General features: G+C 58.8%; 17 protein-coding genes and 5 tRNA genes. 13 read left to right on the plus strand and 9 right to left on the minus strand.

Going from position 1 to position 17691, the window contains the following annotated elements; genetic code table 11:
* Positions 1–102 precede the first annotated feature (102 nt).
* Together WCX18_RS08605 and WCX18_RS08610 are read left to right on the plus strand one after the other, a co-directional pair.
* Positions 103–594, plus strand: a complete 492-nt coding sequence (locus tag WCX18_RS08605; RefSeq protein WP_345987198.1) for a hypothetical protein — start codon at positions 103–105, stop codon at positions 592–594.
* A gap of 5 nt (positions 595–599) precedes the next feature.
* On the plus strand, positions 600–1004 hold the full coding sequence (locus WCX18_RS08610; protein WP_345987199.1) for a secondary thiamine-phosphate synthase enzyme YjbQ: 405 nt from the start codon (positions 600–602) through the stop codon (positions 1002–1004).
* 412 nt (positions 1005–1416) lie between these two features.
* On the opposite strand, the gene WCX18_RS08615 is transcribed toward WCX18_RS08610, so the two are convergent.
* From WCX18_RS08615 to ileS, 9 genes are all read right to left on the minus strand, one after another.
* A complete protein-coding gene (locus WCX18_RS08615; RefSeq protein ID WP_345987200.1) occupies positions 1417–1920 on the minus strand; it encodes a redoxin domain-containing protein in 504 nt (167 codons plus the stop codon).
* Positions 1913–2707 (minus strand): carbon-nitrogen hydrolase family protein, encoded by a 795-nt coding sequence (locus tag WCX18_RS08620; protein ID WP_345987201.1) that lies wholly within the window; start codon positions 2705–2707, stop codon positions 1913–1915. Before WCX18_RS08620 ends, WCX18_RS08615 begins: the two co-directional genes overlap by 8 nt.
* Positions 2704–2904, minus strand: a complete 201-nt coding sequence (gene xseB / locus WCX18_RS08625; RefSeq protein ID WP_345984735.1) for an exodeoxyribonuclease VII small subunit — start codon at positions 2902–2904, stop codon at positions 2704–2706. The genes WCX18_RS08620 and xseB overlap by 4 nt, the downstream gene beginning before the upstream one ends.
* A 38-nt stretch (positions 2905–2942) precedes the next feature.
* Positions 2943–4049, minus strand: a complete 1107-nt coding sequence (locus WCX18_RS08630; RefSeq protein ID WP_345987202.1) for a homoserine O-acetyltransferase — start codon at positions 4047–4049, stop codon at positions 2943–2945.
* Between the two features lie 5 nt (positions 4050–4054).
* Positions 4055–5326 (minus strand): O-acetylhomoserine aminocarboxypropyltransferase/cysteine synthase family protein, encoded by a 1272-nt coding sequence (locus tag WCX18_RS08635; RefSeq protein ID WP_345987203.1) that lies wholly within the window; start codon positions 5324–5326, stop codon positions 4055–4057.
* Positions 5327–5456: 130 nt separating this feature from the next.
* Positions 5457–6902, minus strand: a complete 1446-nt coding sequence (gene guaB, locus WCX18_RS08640; protein WP_345987204.1) for an IMP dehydrogenase — start codon at positions 6900–6902, stop codon at positions 5457–5459.
* 11 nt (positions 6903–6913) lie between these two features.
* Entirely contained in the window at positions 6914–8254 is a 1341-nt protein-coding gene (gatA, locus tag WCX18_RS08645) for an Asp-tRNA(Asn)/Glu-tRNA(Gln) amidotransferase subunit GatA (protein WP_345987205.1), read from the minus strand.
* Complete coding sequence (locus WCX18_RS08650; protein ID WP_345984740.1) at positions 8251–8376, minus strand: hypothetical protein; 126 nt, start codon at positions 8374–8376, stop codon at positions 8251–8253. The genes gatA and WCX18_RS08650 overlap by 4 nt, the downstream gene beginning before the upstream one ends.
* Positions 8369–11131 (minus strand): isoleucine--tRNA ligase, encoded by a 2763-nt coding sequence (gene ileS / locus WCX18_RS08655; protein ID WP_345990794.1) that lies wholly within the window; start codon positions 11129–11131, stop codon positions 8369–8371. Before ileS ends, WCX18_RS08650 begins: the two co-directional genes overlap by 8 nt.
* 157 nt (positions 11132–11288) lie before the next feature.
* Between ileS and WCX18_RS08660 the strand changes: the two genes are divergently transcribed.
* The 11 genes from WCX18_RS08660 to WCX18_RS08710 all read left to right on the plus strand — a co-directional run bounded on the left by WCX18_RS08660 (position 11289) and on the right by WCX18_RS08710 (position 17685).
* Positions 11289–12383, plus strand: coding sequence for a CinA family protein (locus WCX18_RS08660; protein ID WP_345987206.1), 1095 nt, complete (start codon positions 11289–11291; stop codon positions 12381–12383).
* Between the two features lie 60 nt (positions 12384–12443).
* Positions 12444–12519 (plus strand) — tRNA-Lys (locus tag WCX18_RS08665).
* 82 nt (positions 12520–12601) lie between these two features.
* Positions 12602–12678: transfer RNA gene (locus WCX18_RS08670), tRNA-Asp, on the plus strand.
* A 10-nt stretch (positions 12679–12688) separates the two neighbouring features.
* Positions 12689–12764, plus strand: a tRNA-Val gene (locus tag WCX18_RS08675).
* A gap of 241 nt (positions 12765–13005) precedes the next feature.
* A tRNA-Glu gene (locus tag WCX18_RS08680) sits at positions 13006–13081 on the plus strand.
* A gap of 71 nt (positions 13082–13152) precedes the next feature.
* Positions 13153–13229: transfer RNA gene (locus tag WCX18_RS08685), tRNA-Asp, on the plus strand.
* Positions 13230–13592: 363 nt separating this feature from the next.
* Positions 13593–15026: a Fe-S cluster assembly protein SufB gene (gene sufB, locus WCX18_RS08690; protein ID WP_345987207.1), complete on the plus strand. Its 1434-nt coding sequence runs from the start codon at positions 13593–13595 to the stop codon at positions 15024–15026.
* Positions 15023–15769, plus strand: a complete 747-nt coding sequence (gene sufC / locus WCX18_RS08695; protein ID WP_345987208.1) for a Fe-S cluster assembly ATPase SufC — start codon at positions 15023–15025, stop codon at positions 15767–15769. Before sufB ends, sufC begins: the two co-directional genes overlap by 4 nt.
* The gene (locus WCX18_RS08700) at positions 15769–16941 is read left to right on the plus strand and encodes a SufD family Fe-S cluster assembly protein (protein ID WP_345987209.1); all 1173 of its coding nucleotides are present in this window, start codon (positions 15769–15771) and stop codon (positions 16939–16941) included. Before sufC ends, WCX18_RS08700 begins: the two co-directional genes overlap by 1 nt.
* Positions 16938–17354, plus strand: a complete 417-nt coding sequence (locus WCX18_RS08705; RefSeq protein ID WP_345987210.1) for a SufE family protein — start codon at positions 16938–16940, stop codon at positions 17352–17354. The genes WCX18_RS08700 and WCX18_RS08705 overlap by 4 nt, the downstream gene beginning before the upstream one ends.
* Position 17355: 1 nt before the next feature.
* Entirely contained in the window at positions 17356–17685 is a 330-nt protein-coding gene (locus tag WCX18_RS08710; protein WP_345987211.1) for an iron-sulfur cluster assembly protein, read from the plus strand.
* Positions 17686–17691 lie beyond the last annotated feature (6 nt).

Raw genomic sequence — 17691 nt, forward strand, 5'->3', positions numbered from 1 at the left:
ACTTTTTGATAAATTCACCCAGAGCCTCCCATTTTAGGCAGTCCGAACGGCCAAAATGTGTAAAAACCGCTATAATGTCCCCACAAAACCGCAGGAGGAAGCGTGCTCGCCTTTATCGACAAGACCATCATCCCCTTTGTGACCCGTAGCAATGACCAGCCGCTGCTGCTGCGCGAACTGCTCGAGATCAACAAGAACCACGACGACGGCCTCAAACTCGAAGGCAAGATCCCGGGACTGAAACTGCGTATCGGCCGCACGATTCTTGTCTTCCTTATTCTCTGGAACATCATCCTCCTGCCGCTGAGCCTCCTCTTTCACAAGGAGCTCGAAAAGATCGACTGCCACCTGCTCATCATCCTCGCCATTCTCTTCACGGGGATGTTCTTCGGCACCTACATGATGTTCAAAGAGTGGCTGGTCGACCGCATGGCGACCCAGCGCATCAAGGAAGCATGGCAGAACCACTTCCCCCACTTCTCCTATGAGAAACACCATCTCCAGGTCACGGGGCTCTACCGCGAAGCGCTGGACAAAGACGTACCGCACAAAGAGCTCTACCTCTTTATGATGAACAGGCTCGCGGAGGAGTAAACGGTTTGTTCCAAACCACCGTCACCCTGCCCCCCTACCCGCGGGGATTCCACCTCATCACCGATGCCATTGACAATGCCGTCGCGGCATCCGGCGTAACGACGGGCCTCGCTCACCTCTTCCTCAAACACACCAGTGCATCGATCTCTCTCAATGAAAACGCCGATCCCACTGTCCGCAAAGACATGGAGCGCTTCTTCACCGATGTCGCCGACGCCAAGCCCTACTACGTCCACACCTACGAAGGCGACGACGATATGCCCGCACATATCAAAAGCGTTATGCTCGGCACCTCGCTGACCATCCCCGTCACCAACGGCCGTCTCAACCTCGGCACCTGGCAGGGGATCTACCTCGGCGAACACCGCGATCATGGCGGTAGCCGGAAGCTTGTCGTGACGGTCTACTGACGCAGAACATTTCCCTCTCCTGTACTTATTATGTGAACGATCTGCCTCTTCATTCTTTTCTTTTTCATAAGAAAAGAACCAAAAGAAAATCGTCGTTGCGCGAATCGCTCGCTGGTCCCGGCTTTATGCCTCCGCAACGGCTTCCAAGGCACGCTTAACGACAGGTTGCCTATTGATTTAATGCGCTTCGGGAACCGAAGCTATTTTGTTCCTAAAGAGCTTTGTCTCGACAAAGCGCATTCAATGAAATCAGAAATTGGCCTTGAGCGCTCTTTATAAGCCATCCCGGAGGCCCAAAGCCGGGAGGGATGAGCGATTCGCGAAAGGCCGCTTTTTGCGCTACTTTTTCTAAAAAAGTGGCAGAAGAGTGTTGTCAAAATTGTAGATTGAAGAGCTGCCCGCTATCGTCTATTTAGAAAATCTCGGCCAGCCAGAGCCGCAGCTTCAGTCCCCACGTCGTCGTATAGCCGCTCTCGGCCCAGAAGACTTTGCCGTCTCTGCCGACAATGATCGTCGTCGGGAAGACGCCGATCCTGAACGCCTCCGCAATGGCGCCGTTCTGGTCGTTGATGACGGGGAAAGAGAGGTCGTTTGCTCTCATATATTCGCCGATCTTCTCCAGCCCGCCCGATTTGACGGCGACGGTAATGACCTTCTCGTCTTTGGCAAGGGCGTCGATGTTGCCCGCTTCCGCATGGCAGACGGGGCACCAGGTCGCCCAGAAATGCAGGATGTAGGGCTTGTCCGGTTTGACGCTGCTGTCATAGGCCAGCCCGTAGAGTTTGGAGACCTCCACCTTGGGCAGAGCGGCACCTTCGAAGGATGGGGCACGCAGGTAGCCGATGACGGTGGCGCCTACCGCGGTAAGCAGTGCAAGTACGATCAGCTCTTTGAGCCACTTCTTCCATTTAATCACGCCGTTTCTCCATCGCCTCTTTGAACTTCCAGCCCCGGCGCGACTCCATCACCTGCGCATGGTCGATCTCGACGACCATCAGCTCCTCCCTATCCCCCAGCGTGCTTTCGATCTCGCCGTCGGGATTGGCCAGCAGCGAATCGCCGTAAAAGCGCCACAGATGCCCGTCGTCTTTTACGTCGCCGATACGGTTGGCCCGCAGCACGAAGCAGTTGTGCGTAAAGGCGCGCATTCGGATCAGGTCGCGCCAGCGCTGCTGCGATTCGAAGGTGGAGGCCGTCGGCAGCAGGATGCAGTCGATCCTCTTCTCCCAGATACTCTGCCACAATGCGTCGAAATGCAGCTCATAGCCGCCGAGGATGCCGAAACGGACATTGTCGACTCGGAAGGTCATCGGTTCGTGAAGCGGTTCGACCGGGTTGGCGAAGAAAGCGGCTTCGTTCCAGTGCGGATAGTCGATCAGTACCTGCTGCTGGTAATAGGCCGTCGAACGGGGGGAGATTTTGACGATGCTTTTAAAGGGGGTGCCCGCTTTGACCGTCACCAGGGGGGCAACGAAGGTCATGTCATAGGCGGCCGCGAGATCCCGAAGTATGCCGAGCTGGTGATCACAGAGTTCGCGCAGCATCGAGACCGGCGTCTGCTGCAGCTCTTTGAAAAAGGAGTTCAGGAGGTATTCGCCCATCAGCAGGACGCGTACGCCGCGTTTGTGGGCGATCCGCACATAGTGATACAGCTTCGTCGTACTCATGCCGACCGAGGGAAGCTGCAGCACGCCAACCGTCACGACTCCGTCTCCTCCCCGCCGCGGATCTGTTCGATCTTTTTGCGCGCCGCTTCGAGAATCTGCTGCGCCTCTTTGAGCGCCTTGGTTCCCGACTCATAGGCCTTGACGCTCTCTTCGAGGGTCATCTCGGGGTTCATCAGTTTTTCAAGGATCTGTTTAGCCTCTTCCAGACGCCCTTCAAAATCGTTCGCTTCCACTCTCACTCCTTTGCTGTACGCAGCCTCGATCTGTTGCGTTAGACGCCGTGTTCCAGCGCTTCGCGTACGTAGTCCTTGAACTTCTCCAGTTCGACCAGGAAGGCATCGTGACCGTAATCACTCGGGACTTCCAGGTAGTCCACCGGGATCATCTTCTCTTTGGCGAGAATATCCGCCATCACCCGCATCTCGTCGGGGATGAAGAGCATATCGTTTTCGAAACTGACCAGGTAGAGGCGGCTTCTGATACGCAAAAGCGCCTCCTCGAGGGTGTCGAATCCCCTCGAGAGGTCGTAGATGTTGATCGCCTTCGTGATGTAGAGGTAACTCAGCGGGTCGAACCATTTGGTAAAGTTGTAGCCGTTGTACTCGAGGTACGACTCCACCTGGAACTTCCCGAAGAGTTCGAACAGGCCGTCGGTGCGCTTGTATTCGCGCCCGAATTTGCGCTCCATGCTGTAGGGCGAGAGGAAACTGATATGTCCCGCCATCCGGCCGACGGCCATGCCCGTCAGACCGTTCGCTTTGATATCTGCCGGGTCATAATAGCCGCTTTTGAAATCGGGGTCTTTCAGGATCGCCTCCTGGGCGATCTTGTTAAACGCGATCGCCCAGGGCTGGGTCGCGTGGGTACAGGCCATCGCGACGATCCGGTCGGCAAAGTTGGGGTAGTGCACCGCGAACTGCAGCGCCTGCATGCCGCCCATGGAGCCACCGACGATGGCGTGGACCCGGTGGATCCCCAGGCGGTCAAAAAGGATACGCTGTGCCTTGACCATATCCTTGACCGTGATCACGGGGAACTTGTAGCGGTAGGGCTCTTCGTTCGGAAGCATCGGCGACATCGGTCCGGTCGAACCGAAACAGCTGCCGACGACGTTGGAACAGATGACGAAGAAACGGTCCGTATCGATCGCCTTGCCGGGACCGATCAGGCCGTCCCACCATCCCGGTTTGTTGTCACCTTCATAGAGGCCCGCGGCATGATGCGACCCCGTCAGGGCATGCGTCACGACAACGACGTTGTCTTTCGCCTCGCTGAGGTGCCCATAGGTTTCATAGACAATATCATACGGTTCGAGGATACGCCCGCTCTCAAGGTAGAGCGGATTGGTAAAGTGCTCGGTACGGGTCTGAAGGTTCAACGGGTCTATGATGCCGCCTCAAGTGCCTGTTTGATGTCCGCGATAAGGTCCTCGGCGTTCTCGAGACCCGCGCTGATGCGGATCAGCCCTGCCGGCACGCCGCAGGCGTCCATCTCTTCGGGGCTGAGCTGCTGGTGCGTCGTCGAGGCCGGGTGCGTGATGATGGACTTCGAGTCTCCGATGTTGACGACGAGCGAATAGAGCTTTGTCGCGTCGGCGACCTTCTTGGCCGTTTCCAGGTCGGCGACTTCAAAGCTGAGCAGGCCGCTGCTCATCCCGCCCTCGAAGTAGCGCTGCGCATTCGCGAAGTTCTTGTTCGACTCCAGGCCCGGGTAGTTGACCCGTTTGACCATCGGGTGCGTCTCCAGGAACTTGGCGAGCATCATCGCATTGTGCGAGTGCTCTTTCATCCTTATTTTCAGCGTCTCGAGCCCCTGGATAAAGAGCCAGGAGTTGAACGGCGAGCCCACGGCGCCGATATCGCGCAGGAGGCTGAGCCGTCCGCGCAGGGTATAGGCCGGCAGCGGCACGTCGACGTAGACCAGGCCGTGGTAGCTGGCGTCGGGCTCGTTGAACTGCGGGTAGCGTGCATTGCCGCGGAGCTTTTCGACAAGGTTATTGCGTTCGACCATGATCCCGCCTATTGCCAACCCCTGCCCCGTCGTGTATTTGCTCGCACTGTGGACGACGACGTCGATCCCGTGTTCGATCGGCCGGCAGAGCGCCGGGGTGGCGACGGTGTTGTCAACGATGCTGAGAACGCCGTACTTGTCCGCGAGTGCGGCGAGTTCATCAATGTTCGGAACGTCGATGCTCGGGTTGGTCAGGGTCTCGAAGAAGAGCGCCTTGGTCTTGTCGTCGATCAGCTTTTCCGCTTCGGCGGGATTATGGACGTCGAAGAAACGCGCTTCGATGCCGAAACGCTTGAGGGTGTGGGCCGTCAGGGTGAGCGAGCCGCCGTAGAGCTGCGCGGCGCAGACGATGTTGTCGCCCGCTTCCGCCGCATTGACCAGGGCGTAGAAGATGGCCGCCATGCCGCTGGACGTCGCCAGGGCGGCCGCACCGCCCTCGAGCGACGCAAAACGTTTTTCGAAGACGTCCGTCGTCGGGTTGTTCAGGCGGGTATAGATGTTGCCGAGCTCTTTAAGCGCAAACAGGTTCGCCGCATGCTCCGCGTCGCGGAATTCGTAGGCCGTCGTCTGATAGATGGGCACCGCCATCGTTCCCTGCATATCCTTGCTGTAGCCTTCGTGAAGCGCTTTGGTCTGAAAATGCATTTGTTACTCCCCTCATCATTGCAGCTCGAGGGGTCGGCCCCTCCGCTGTCGCCGCCTGAACTCTTCATGGCGGCCTCTTATAGCGCAGTGGCGTGAAGCTGTGCGCTTACGCTATCCGACAGTATACCAATCAGATATGATAATTCGGTGCTTCCGCCGTAATCTGGACGTCGTGGACGTGGGACTCTTTGAGGCCCGCGCTCGTGATCTCGACGAACTCGGCATTCTGCCAGAACGCCTCGATGCTCTCGGAACCGCAGTAGCCCATAGAGGAGCGAAGGCCGCCCATCATCTGGTGCACGATGCCGGCGATCGGTCCGCGGTACGGTACGCGTCCCTCGATCCCTTCCGGTACGAGCTTGTCCGCCGCCGTGCCTTCTTGGAAGTAACGGTCGGTACTCCCCTTGGTCATCGCACCGATGGAGCCCATGCCGCGGTAGGACTTGTACTGGCGCCCCTGGTAGTTGATCAGGTCGCCCGGCGACTCTTTCGTCCCTGCCAGAAGCGAACCGGCCATGATACTGCTTGCACCGACGGCAAGGGCCTTGGCGATGTCACCGGAGTACTTGATCCCGCCGTCGGCGACGATCGGTACACCGACGCGGCGGCCAGCTTCGGCACACTCGTCGATCGCGGAGATCTGCGGCACGCCGACACCGGCGACGATACGCGTCGTACAGATCGATCCCGGTCCGATACCGACTTTGACCGCGTCCGCACCCGCTGCGGCCAGTGCTTCGACCGCTTCAGCCGTCGCGACGTTTCCGGCAATAATATCGATATTCATCTGCGCCTTGATCGCCTTGACGGTGTCGATGATCCCCTTGGAGTGACCGTGGGCGGAGTCGAGGACAAGCACGTCGACACCCGCGTCGACAAGCGCCTGCGCACGGTCAAGCTGACCGACACCGATCGCCGCACCGACGCGCAGACGGCCGAACTCATCTTTGAGCGCGGAGGGATACTCGATACGCTTCTTGATATCTTTGATCGTGATCAGCCCCTGGAGGTGTCCTTCGTCATCGATGATCGGCAGCTTCTCGATCTTGTTTTTGTGCATGATCTGCTCCGCTTCGTCAAGGGAGATGTTCTTGCCGGCGGTAATCAGCGGCATCTTCGTCATGACGGCGTCGGCACGCTTGCTCAGGTCTTTTTCAAAACGCATGTCGCGGTTGGTCAGGATTCCGAGCAGTTTGTTGTAGAGGTCGACGACCGGTACACCGGAGATACGGTACTCCTGCATCAGTGCCTCGGCATCGGCCAGGGTCGCGTCCGGATAGACGTAGATCGGGTCGATGATGATCCCCGACTCGCTCTTTTTCACCTTCTTGACCTGCTTGACCTGGCTTTCGATATCCATATTTTTGTGAATGATACCGATACCGCCCAGGCGAGCCATGGCGATCGCCGCGCGGTACTCGGTGACGGTATCCATCGCCGCAGAGACCATCGGGATATTCATCGTGATGTTCTTGGTGAGTTTAGTCGTGAGGCTGACCTCCTTGGGCAGCACTTCGGAATAACGCGGGACCAGCAGGACATCTTCGAATGTCAATGCACGTTTACGGATTTTCATAGGACTCCTTCTTAAAGGTTTACGGCCTGCTCAAGGCTGAGCGCACCGTCGAAAAGTGTTTGTTCATCAAAGGCTTTGGCAATAAGCTGAAGCCCGACCGGCATGCCGTTCTCCGCCGTATCGACCGGCAGGGAGATCGCCGGAAGTCCGGCAAGGTTGACCGAGATCGTGTAGATGTCGCTCAGGTACATCTGCAGCGGGTCGGAGAGCGCTCCGAATTCGTACGCCGTATCCGGGGCAACGGGGCTCAGGATCAGGTCAACTTCTTCGAAGAGCTTCTCGTACTCCTCTTTGATCAGGTGGCGTACTTTCTGCGCCTTGACGTAGTAGGCGTCGTAGTACCCGCTGGAGAGGACGAAGTTCCCCAGCAGGATACGGCGCTTGACCTCTTCGCCGAAGCCTTCGGAACGGCTCTTGATAAAAAGGTCGGAGAGGTTCTCCCCTTCGATGCGGCTGCCGTAGCGGATGCCGTCGTAGCGGGCGAGGTTCGTGGACGCTTCCGCCGTCGCGGTGATGTAGTACGCGGAGATGTCGTACTTGGCGTCCATCATCGACTTCTCGACGATAGTGTGGCCCGCGGCTTTCAGGGCTTCAACCGCCTTGCTGTACCCCTGCTTGACCGCATCAGATGCCCCTTCCAGGTAGGAGGGAATGATCGCGATGGTCAGTTTGCGCGACGGGTCGAGCTTGTCCGCGACGCTCTCGTAGGCGACGTCCGCGCTGGAGGAGTCTTTCGGGTCGTAGCCGCTGATGATGTCATAGAGGATCGCCGCGTCCTCGACGTTCTGCGTCATCGGCCCGATCTGGTCCAGCGAGCTGGCATAAGCGCCCAGGCCGTAGCGGCTGACGCGGCCGTAGGTCGGTTTCATCCCGACGATGCCGCAGAAGGCCGCCGGCTGGCGGATGGAACCGCCGGTATCGGAGCCCAGCGCCGCCACGGCGAGGCCCGCCGCGACCGCCGCCGCGGAACCGCCGGAGCTGCCGCCCGGGACGCAGCCGCGGTTGCGCGGGTTGAGCGTCTTGCCGTAGTAGCTGCTCTCCGTCGTCGACCCCATCGCGAACTCGTCCATATTCGTCCGCCCGAACGGCGAAAGGCCCGCCGCAAGCAGTTTCTCGACCACGGTCGCGTTGTACGGGGCCACGTAGCCCTGCAGGATTTTCGAGCCCGACGTGACGCTCCACTCCTTGACCTGGATGTTATCCTTGACCGCAATGGGAACGCCGCTGCCGGCACTCTCGAGACCGACATAGGCGCCCAGTTCGCTGTCGCCTTCGATCTTCGACTTCAGTTCGGCACGCAGGGCCTCCAGCGCATCCGGCGAGAGTTTCAGAGCCTCTTTAAGCGTCATCAATGTTCATCCTTTGCTTTTTTTGCCCGGCGCACGGCCAGGATACCGATGGCGACCACGGCAAAGATCACCAGGACCGTCTCGACGATGAACGCCATCGGCGCAGGGGCAGCCAGGTCAGGCACCGGTCACCTCCGCACAGCGGGCACAGAGCGCATCCGCTTCATGGGCGTGGAACTTCCAGCAGCGCGGACACTTCTGCCGCGATGCCGCCGCGATCACGTAGCGCTCGCCGTCCACGTCGAATTCGCCCAGCGTCTCGCCGGCCGTCTCGAGCGGCAGGACGCCGGAAACGACGAACCAGTCCTCGGCCTCGGTCTGCGGCAGCGCTGTGACGATCGCCGCGTCCGTATGCAGGGACAGTTCCAATGTACTCTTAATCTTCTTCTCTTTTTTGAGGGCGTCGACGATCTCGTACATCCCCTCTCTGACCTTGACCAGCGCACACTCGTTGAAGGTGCTCGTCGGCACGTCGATCGAAGCGTATTCAAGATCGAAGATGCTCACGGCATCGCCCTTGATCACCGCCGGCGCCGCCTCGACGATCTCGTCGGCCGTATAGGTGAGAATCGGCGCGACGAGCAGCAGCATCGAACGGGTGATCATCGCCATCGCGCTCTGGCTGGCGCGGCGGTGCGGATCATTCTTCCCGTCGCAGTAGAGGCGGTCTTTCGTGATGTCGAGGTAGATCCCGCTCAGCTCATTGACGATGAAGTTGTTGAGCGTGCTCATCCCGCCGACGAAGTTGTAGCGTTCGAACTGCCCGTGGACATTGTCGAAAACGTGGGAGGCCTTGGAGACGATCCACTGGTCCAGTACCCCCATCTCTCCAAACGGGACGATCGTTTCCAGGTCGTCGATGTTCGCCAGGAGGAAGCGGAAAGTGTTGCGCAGTTTGCGGTACTGTTCCGCCGTCTGTTTCAGGATCTCGTCACTGATCTTCTGGTCGTTCTGATAATCGGTCATCGCGACCCAGAGGCGCAGAATCTCGGAACCGAACTGTTTCAGCACTTTGTCCGGTGCGACTACGTTGCCCTTCGATTTGGACATTTTCTCGCCCTTGCCGTCCATCGTAAAGCCGTGCGTGATGATCGCCTTGTACGGCGCGCGGTGCTCGACGGCGGCACTGAGGAAGAGCGAACTCTGGAACCAGCCGCGGTGCTGGTCGCTTCCCTCGAGGTAAACGTCCGCGGGGTAGCTGCCCGCGTCATAGTTGCGCGATTTGAGCACGGCGTTCCACGTCGAGCCGCTGTCGAACCAGACGTCGAGGATATCGCTGACCTTTTCAAGCTCTTCGGGCTTGTAACCACTGCCCGGGTAGAGCAGCTGCTCGATCGGCATGCTGTACCACGCGTCGGTCCCCTGCATCTCGAAGACCATCGCGATGAAGTTCAGCACCTTTTCGTCGAGGATCACCTCGCCCGTCGCCTTCACGCGGAAGAAGGCGATCGGCACACCCCAGTCGCGCTGGCGGGAGATACACCAGTCCGGGCGGTTACCGACCATGGATTCGAGGCGTTTGCGTCCCGACTCGGGGTAGAAGGTTGTCTTTGCAAGCTCTTCCGCCGCGATTTCGCGCAGGGTGCGGTTCTCCCCTTCGGGCTTTTCGTCAACGGCGATGAACCACTGCTTCGTCGCACGGAAGATCAGCGGCGTATGTGAACGCCAGCAGTGCGGGTAGGAGTGGTTGAACTTGCTGACCTTGAGCAGGCTCGCTCCGAGCAGCTCGATGATCGGCTCGTTGGCTTTGAAGATGTGCATGCCGACGAAGCTTTCCGCGTCCGGGATGAGGCGTTCACGCACGACGCTCTGGTCGTAACAGCCCGTTTCGTCGACCGGCATGATGACGTCGAGGTTGTACTTGAGGCCGACGCGGTAGTCGTCCTCCCCGTGGCCCGGTGCCGTATGGACGCACCCCGTACCGTTGTCCATCAGGACGTGTTCGCCGAGCACGATATGCGAGCGGCGGCCGTTGAGCGGGTTCACCGCGTGCAGGTTCTCGAACTGCTTCGCGTCGAAGGTCTGGACGACCTCGCCCTTGACGATCCCCTGTGCAATCAGGGCGTCGTAGAGCTTCTGGGCGACGATGTAGCCGTCGGCCGTTCGGACGTACTTCTCGTCCGGGTTCAGGGAGATCCCTGTATTGGCCGGCAGGGTCCACGGGGTCGTCGTCCAGATGACCGGCGCGGCGTTGCCCTCGATGCCCAGACGGACTTTGGACTCTTCGCTCAGCTCGAAAGCGACGAAGATGGAGTAGTCCTCTTTGTCCTCGTACTCCACTTCCGCCTCGGCCAGCGCGGTGCGCTCCGCCCAGCTCCAGTAGACCGGCTTGCTGCGCTCGACCAGCAGTCCCTTCCTCGCGACGTCGCAGAGGGTACGGTAGATGTTCGCTTCGAACTTGTAGTCCATCGTCAGGTAGGGCTTCTCCCAGTCCGCGATGACGCCGAGCTGCTTGAACTCGTCACGCTGGATCCCGACAAAACTTTCGGCGTGTTCGCGGCAGAGCCTGCGCACTTCGGCCGTGGAGAGCGCCTCTTTCTTCTGCTTGCCGCCGAGTTTCTTCTCGACCTGCTGCTCGATCGGCAGACCGTGGCAGTCCCAGCCCGGGGTGAAGCGGACGCTGCTGCCGTTGAAGTAGTGCTGCTTGACGATAATGTCTTTGAGGATCTTGTTCAGCGCATGACCGATGTGCGTATGGCCGTTGGCATAGGGCGGGCCGTCGTGCAGGGTGAAAGACGGGGCACCCTCGCGTTTTTGTTTCATCTTCTCATACACGCCCTCTTCGAACCATCTTGCATAGCGCAGGGGTTCGTTCTGGACCAGGTTGCCGCGCATGGCAAAGTCCGTCGTGGGCAGAAGCAGTGTCGCTTTATAATCCATCATTTTCCTTCAAGAAGGGCGAATATTCACATTCTAAAAAATTGGTGCATTATAGCTTCTCACCCATTAAAAAAAGCTGTTTATTCCTGCGCCGGGGCCGATCACGGCGCAATCTTTCCCGCGGCGACAACGGAGTGTTTTGCGCTATACTCACGGTATGAAGTACTCCCTTTTCCTGATCGGCGACGGCCTGATTGAAAACGAACCGATGCGCCGCTATATCGACCGCCACTTCGCCCGCTTCGGCATTGAACCGGACCGGCGCTTTCTTTTCAAAGAAGCCGAACGCTTTTTCCCCGAGCATACCGGCGACTCGGAAAAAGCGCAGACCTGTCTCATCCTCTGCGAGCCTTCCCTGGCCGCCCTGGTCGCGCGGGAGATCGCTACGCTGACGGAAGATACGCTCGTCATGCGCGAGGCGGCACTCGTCCCCTCCCGTTCGCTCAGCCTGAGTCCGGAGTACTACCATCTCAGTGAGGGGCTGCTGCAGCTGCACGTCATACAGGTCGAGAACGGCGGCGAACTGCCCGCGCCCGAGCTGCACGCCACCCCTGCCGACAGTGCCCTGATCCATCTTTTCGAGAGTGATGAGACGGCGCTCAAACCCGTGCTCAGGCAGGTTGCCGAGAGCTACCGCGTGGCGTACGCCCTCACCTCCCCCGTTCCCGGCTGGCTGCAGTGCCGCCTCAGCGCGGAACGTTTCGGGGATGTCGACGGCGCACTCCAGCAGCTCGTCACCCGGTTTCCGAGCAGCGTTGCGACGGACAATATCGCCCTGTGGCTCATCGAGCTCCTCCAGGCCGCGGGTAAAACGGTCACCTTCGCCGAGAGCTGTACCGGCGGCCTGCTGAGCTACTACCTTACAAAGGAGAGCGGAGCGTCGGGCGTATTTGAAGGTGCCCTCATCACCTACTCCAACCGCCTCAAATCCGCCTGGATCGCCGTGGAAAACGCTACCCTTGAGGCCCACGGCGCCGTCAGCCGCGAGGTTGTCGAAGCGATGAGCGCCGGCGCGCTCGAAGTTGCCGGGGCCGACTATGCCATCGCCGTCAGCGGCGTCGCCGGTCCGACAGGAGGCACGCCGCAAAAACCCGTCGGCACGATCCAGGTCGCCGTCCGCAGCAAAGAGGCGCTTGAAACGGCGCGGCTGCAGCTAAACGGTGACCGCAACTATATACAGGAACAGACGGTCCTGCATGCGGTCAAAATGCTGATGCTGCTGGACAAAAAGACATTTTTCAAAATTTCATAATTTTTTCTTGACTTTCTCAGCCGGATTTCCCTATAATTTCGGCCTTGCATTTGTGAGCATGTCTCGTTAGCTCAGCTGGTAGAGCACGTCACTTTTAATGATGTGGCCGTTGGTTCGAATCCAACACGGGACACCATTCATTTTGCAAGATGAAATGAGACCAAATTAATCTTTTTTTAAAGATTAAGCGGTAAAATTTCGCCCTACTTATTACGGATGCGGTGGTAGTTCAGTTGGTTAGAATACCTGCCTGTCACGCAGGGGGTCGCGGGTTCGAGTCCCGTCCACCGCGCCACGTTTTGGTTGGGAGCTTAGCTCAGTTGGTAGAGCGCTACCCTTACAAGGTAGATGCCACTGGTTCGAGTCCAGTAGTTCCCACCACTCCCGAAACACACGAATCAAAAATCCTCCCTGTACCAAACCAATACTTTTTACTTCGTCGGCAGTCTGCTCACGTCCCGATAGATTCTTTACCCAGGTAAAGGCAAATACTTTCCTTTATGCCCTGTTCGTCTCCTCTTTTTTCATATGGACGGAGAAACAGAATAAAAATCCGACTTTCGATAAATTAATAACAGAATAGGCAACTTCAGAGTATAATCCTGCCCTGCTTTTGCACGATGACCCTTTCGTCTAGGGGCCAAGGACGCTGCCACTTCATGGTAGAGACGGAGGTTCAAATCCTTCAAGGGTCGCCAAACGGGTATTTTCAAACGCCCAAAAAGCTCTTTTTAAAGTTAGCGAAGTATACTTTCGCTCTACTTCATGTGCGGTGGTAGTTCAGCTGGTTAGAATACCTGCCTGTCACGCAGGGGGTCGCGGGTTCGAGTCCCGTCCACCGCGCCATGCTTTTACAATCAAATCACCTTTTATCAACCTATTTCCAACTGTTCCAATACACTCTCACCCGCTTCGCTATTAAGGTATCGCGTTGCTCTTTATTTATGACACCACCTTCGTGGTCTCACTCTGTTCGACAACACGCCGGTTTCAAAGCTAAAAACGTGAAGCAGTTCACGTTTTGTGACGCTTCTCACATCCACCGCGCCATGCTTTTACAATCAAATCACCTATTCTCAACCTTTTTTATTCATTCCGAAATTCACCGACTTTATTTCACCATAGCATCTGCGACTGTTTTATTTTTTAAGAGTGATTTTGTCTTATTTGCTCTATAGTGGCTCCATAAACACTTCAAAAGGAGCCGCTATGGCACAGACTGAAGTAGACAAAATTCTTGCGAAAGATTACGAACTCGGCTTTACCGTCGATATCGAAGAAGACACCGTACCGCCGGGGCTGAACGAGGAGATCATCCGCTTCATCTCCGCCAAAAAGGATGAGCCCGGGTGGATGACCGAGCTGCGCATCAAGGCCCTGCACAAATGGGAAGGGATGGAGGAGCCCCACTGGGCCCACCTGCACTATACCTCCATCGACTACCAGGCCATCTCCTACTTCTCCGCCCCGAAAAAAGCCCCCAACAGCCTCGACGAGGTCGACCCGAAGATCCTGGAAGCCTACGACAAACTCGGCATCCCCCTGGACGAGCAGAAGATGCTGCAGGGCATCGCCGTCGACGCGGTCTTCGACTCCGTCTCGGTCAAGACGACCTACGCCGACACCCTCCAGGAGCTCGGGATTATCTTCTGCTCCATCTCCGAGGCGATGCGCGAGCACACCGAACTGGTGCAGGAGTATATGTTCTCCGTCGTCCCGATGACGGACAACTACTATGCCGCCCTCAATGCCGCCGTCTTCACCGACGGCACCTTCGTCTACGTCCCCAAAGGGGTCCGCTGCCCGATGGAGCTCTCCACCTATTTCCGCATCAACGCCCAGAACACCGGCCAGTTCGAGCGTACGCTCATCATCGCCGACGAAGGGAGCTACGTCTCCTACAACGAGGGATGTTCCGCCCCGCAGCGCGATGAGAACCAGCTCCACGCCGCCGTCGTCGAGCTCATCGCGAAAAAGGACGCGGAGATCAAGTACTCCACCATCCAGAACTGGTACCCCGGCGACAGCGAGGGCGAAGGGGGGATCTACAACTTCGTCACCAAGCGCGGCATCTGCGAAGGGGAGAATTCCAAGATCTCCTGGACCCAGGTGGAGACAGGCTCTTCGATCACCTGGAAATACCCCAGCTGCATCCTCAAGGGCGACAACAGCGTCGGCGAATTCTACTCCGTCGCCGTCACGAGCCGCGCCCAGCAGGCGGACACGGGCACGAAGATGATCCACGTGGGGAAAAACACCCGTTCGACCATCGTCTCCAAGGGGATCTCCGCCATGCACGGCCAGAACAGCTACCGCGGCCTGGTCAAAGTGGGGCCCAACGCAGCGGGGGCGCGCAACTTCAGCCAGTGCGACAGCCTCCTTATCGGCGGGGAGTGCGGGGCGCACACCTTCCCCTACCTCGAGTCGCAGGAGGCCTCCGCGCAGATCGAACACGAGGCGACGACGAGCAAGATCAGCGACGAACAGCTCTTCTACCTCCGCTCGCGGGGCATCGGCGAAGAAGACGCCGTCTCCATGATCGTCCACGGCTTCTGCAAGGAGGTCTTCGCCCAGCTCCCCATGGAGTTCGCCGTCGAAGCCAAAGAGCTTCTCAATCTCACCCTGGAAGGAAGTGTCGGATGATGGAGATAAAAAACCTGCATGCCGCGATCGGCGGCAACACCATTCTCAAAGGCCTCAGCCTCACCCTTGAAAAGGGGAAAGTCCATGCCATCATGGGCCCCAACGGCGCGGGCAAGTCGACCCTCTCCAAAGCCGTCGTCGGCCATTACGACGTCGACGTCACGGAGGGGGAAGTCATTTACAACGGGCAGAATGTCCTTGAACTGGAACCGGAGGAGCGGGCCCTGGCAGGGATCTTCCTCAGTTTCCAGAACCCTGTCGAGATCCCCGGCGTCAACAACGCCTATTTCCTGCGCACCGCCCTCAACGCCAAGGAGCGCCACGAGGGAAAACCCGAAACAAACGCGGCGCAGTTTCTGCGGCTGATGCGCACCCACGTCGAACAGCTGGGGATGAAGCCGGACATGATCTCGCGCAACCTCAACGAAGGCTTCTCCGGCGGCGAGAAAAAACGCAACGAGATCCTGCAGATGGAGATCCTGCAGCCCGACGTCATCCTCCTCGACGAGATCGACTCCGGCCTCGACATCGATGCGCTCAAAGCCGTTTCCGAGGGGATCAACCGGATGAAGAACGGGGAGCGCACCTTCCTCGTCATCACCCACTACAGCCGCATCCTCGACTATATCGACCCCGACTACATCCATGTCCTGCGAGACGGTAAAATCGTCAAAACGGGCGGCCCGGAACTGGTCAAGCGCCTCGAGGCCGAGGGCTACGGGGCCATCGCGGAGGATGCGTGATGGGTGCGCTGACCCTTGACCTCGTCCGGGAACAGGCCCAGGGGCCGCTGTTCGAACGGCTCTCGTCCCTCGGCCTTCCAGGCAACAAAACGGAGCAATACCGCCATTTTGCGATCAAACCCCTGCTCGCACGCGACTACACCCTAAAAACGGCGGCGGTGCACACGCCGAAAACCGGCGAACGCCTCGTCATCGAAAACGGGGTAGTCACCGAGATCCCGGCGGGGTGTTCGGTCTCCTACCGCTCCCCTTTCACGGCCGATCCGGACCACTACGACGCGCTCTATTTTCTTTCGCACCTGCTGGCGCCCGCCGTCATCGCGCTCGAGATTTCCGAGGATGCAGGTTTTGAGCTCCGGCATATCGTCAGCGACGCCCGGGCCCTGCTGCCCTACCGCCTCTCCGTCACCGTCACGCCCGGCAAACATGCGGAGCTCTTCGAGACCTTCGAGGGAGAAGCAAGTGCGGAGAGCTTAGTGCTTTACGGCATTGACGCCGAGATCGGCGACGGTGCCGTCCTGCTGTGGATCCGTGACGAAAGCGGCACGGCGGAGGAGACAGCGCTTATCGGCACCCACCGCTTCCATGTCGGCGCAAACGGCAGCCTGGAGCTGAAGACCTTCGACTTCGGTACTGCCCAGGCCCTCCACCTCTACAAGATCGACCTGGAGAGCCATGCCCGCTGCGACGCCGGCCACCTGCTGATGGCATCGGGCACGGCGCGCCGGGGCAACGTCGTGCACATCAACCATAACGCGCCCCATGCGACCTGCGTTCAGGAGGCGCGCAGCGTCCTGCGCGGCGCGGCCACCGGGATCTTCGACGGCCTCATCCGTGTCGACGCCAAGGCGCGCTACGCCGACGCCCGGCAGAACACCAAAGCCGTGCTGCTCTCCCCGCAGGCCTATATGTACGCCAAACCGCAGCTGGAGATCTACACCGACGAACTCGAAGCGTCCCACGGGGCGACCATAGGCCAGCTCGATGAAGACGCGCTTTTCTACCTGCGTTCGCGGGGGATCGCGGAGGAGGAGGCGCGCCGCATGCTCGTCCTCGCCTTCGCCGAGGCCCTGATCGACAGTGTCGGCGACAGCGCGTACGCCGAACGTATCCGTGCCGATTTCCAATCGGCATATTTTACGGCACCCGCCGCTACAAAGGAGATACCATGACGATGGATGAACAGGTTCAGCTCTACAAAGAGGACCTCGCCCTCCTCCCCGACAAAGACGCGAAGATGGAGTACATCCTCGATTTCGGCAAGGAGGCGGGGAAGCTCGAGCCGCAGTACAAGACCGAGGAGAACATCATCAAGGGGTGTTCCTCCCTGGCTTGGCTGCACAAAGCCTATGACAAAGGGAAGATCCTCCTCGAGGCCGAAGGGGACTCCATCATCGCAAAAGGGATGCTCGTGATGCTTCTGGGCATCTTCCACGACCGGACCCCCGACGAGATCCTTGCTTTCGATCCGAACAAACTCAAAGAGATGGGAGTCATGGAGCTGCTCAGCCCCGTCCGTCAGCAGGGGCTCGAAGCCTTTTTGAACGTCATTTACGGGTACGCCAAGGCCTGCAAGGAAGCCTGATATGAAGTTCGACACCCTCAAAGAGAAGATCACCGAAAAGCTGCGCGGCATCTACGACCCGGAGATCCCCGTCAATATCTACGACCTAGGGCTCATCTACAGCATCGACTGCGCCAAAGAGAACGGCGGGGCGACCAGGTGCGTCGTGACGATGACCCTCACCTCCGCCACCTGCCCCGTTTCCGAGAGCCTGATCGACCAGGTCCGTAACATCGGCTACCTCATCGACGACGAACCCGACCTCGTCGTCGAAGCCAACCTCGTCTTCGATCCCCCCTGGACGATGGAGAAGATGAGCGAGGAGGCGCGGCTGCAGCTGGGGATGCTGTAAGTCCGT

Origin of the sequence: Sulfurimonas sp. HSL1-2, assembly GCF_039645565.1 — a bacterium.
GTDB lineage: Bacteria > Campylobacterota > Campylobacteria > Campylobacterales > Sulfurimonadaceae > Thiomicrolovo > Thiomicrolovo zhangzhouensis.